This is a genomic window from Mycobacterium sp. IDUB_19 (assembly GCF_055419445.1).
On the sequence record NZ_JBVAXR010000140.1, the window covers coordinates 1 to 1,475 of the forward strand.

The window sequence follows — 1,475 nt, forward strand, 5'->3', positions numbered from 1 at the left end:
ATTCAGATCTACCGCATCGGCGATGCCGGCGCACAATCAGTGTGGGGCAACGAGATAACGCATCTCAAACAGGCCAATACCAAGTAGCCGCTTACCCCAGCCGCTCGATGATGGTGGCGTTGGCCATGCCGCCGCCCTCACACATTGTCTGCAACCCGTACCGGCCGCCGCGCTGCTGAAGCGCGTTGACCAGCGTGGTCATGATGCGGGCACCGCTGGCGCCCAACGGGTGCCCGATCGCGATGGCGCCGCCGTTCACGTTGGGCTTGGCCAGGTCATGCCGGGTTCAGTGAAGTCGAAGCCAACGTGATGGAGCCTCAAGGCTTTACCTCGATCACCACTTTCCCCATCGGGCCGTCAGCTAGGCGTTCGAAGGCTTGCGGCAACTGCTCGAACGGAAGCACGCGGTCGACCAGTGGCCGAGCTCCAGAGCGGGCCAATATGGCCAAGAGGTCGCGCCAGCCGGCGCGGTGCTGCTCAGGCGTGTAGTAGCTGAGAGCCATTGCGCCAATTCGCAGCCAGCGGGAAAAGAGCGTGCCAGTGTAAAAGTTGGGCACCGGGCCTCCGAGTTCACCCACCAAGCTGAGTCTTCCCGAATCGCCCATCGTATCAATGACTTCGGGAAGCAGCGTGCCCCCGATCGTGTCGACTGCCAGGTTCACCCCTCCACCGTTCAGGGCATCCTCTACACCAGTTCGCCACTGCGGGTCCTCAGGGTTGAATGTGAAAGTCGCTCCGAGTTCCTTGAGGCGTCGTTGCTTTTCCTCGCTGCGCGAGAGCGCGACGACCGTGTGGCCCATAGCCGCCGCCAGTTGCACGGCCGCAACTCCGACACCTCCTGATGCGCCGGTGACCAGCACCACTGAGTTCGGCTTGAGCGGTTCCCACATGGTGAGCGCACGGTACGCCGATAGATAAACGACGGCGGCGCCCGACGACTGCTCTTCGGTCCAACCTATGGGGATCTCCGCCAAGTTAACTGCCGGTATCGACACTTGCTCGGCAAACATGCCCCAGCGGAGAAGTCCCACATCACTGCGCAGAAGAACGCGCCGGTCGCCCACCCGCACATCCTCGACGCCTTTACCAACTTTGATTACTTCCCCGACGCCGTCCCGCCCCAGCACGTGCGGCGCAGGAGGGTATACCGGATACGGGTAGCGCCTCTCTGCCATCATCCGGTCGGCCGGATTTAAGCCCGCGTAGTGGACTTGCACCACCACTTCACCTTCATTTGGGACCGGATCAGGCGCGTCGGTCAGGGTCAGATGATCTATCCCTGCATGTCCATCCCACAGCCACGCTTTCATAACTGCTTCTCCCTTACGGCTATTCGTGACCACAGCAACCACGACGACTACGCGTGTAGGTCACTGCAGCAATCTCGAATCGGTTTACCCCAGCCGCTCGATGATGGTGGCGTTGGCCATGCCGCCGCCCTCGCACATCGTCTGCAGACCGTAGCGGCCGCCGCG

2 protein-coding genes and 1 pseudogene are annotated in these 1,475 nt (G+C 62.1%); all 3 read right to left on the reverse strand.

Annotation, left to right across the window (positions count from 1 at the left end; genetic code table 11):
- Nucleotides 1-91: 91 nt before the first annotated feature.
- Nucleotides 92-286, reverse strand: a pseudogene (locus ACZY0B_RS27455) (steroid 3-ketoacyl-CoA thiolase); the annotation flags it as partial.
- A 31-nt stretch (nt 287-317) separates the two neighbouring features.
- On the reverse strand, nt 318-1,310 hold the full coding sequence (locus tag ACZY0B_RS27460; protein WP_463767373.1) for a quinone oxidoreductase family protein: 993 nt from the start codon (nt 1,308-1,310) through the stop codon (nt 318-320).
- An 84-nt stretch (nt 1,311-1,394) separates the two neighbouring features.
- Nucleotides 1,395-1,475, reverse strand: an 81-nt coding sequence (locus ACZY0B_RS27465) for a hypothetical protein (RefSeq protein ID WP_463767139.1), incomplete at its 5' end; no start/stop codon positions are given.

Coding starts and splice junctions, on each gene's coding strand:
- ACZY0B_RS27460 (WP_463767373.1), bottom strand. CDS start 1,310: ATGAAAGCGTGGCTGTGGGATGGACATGCAGGGATAGATCATCTGACC.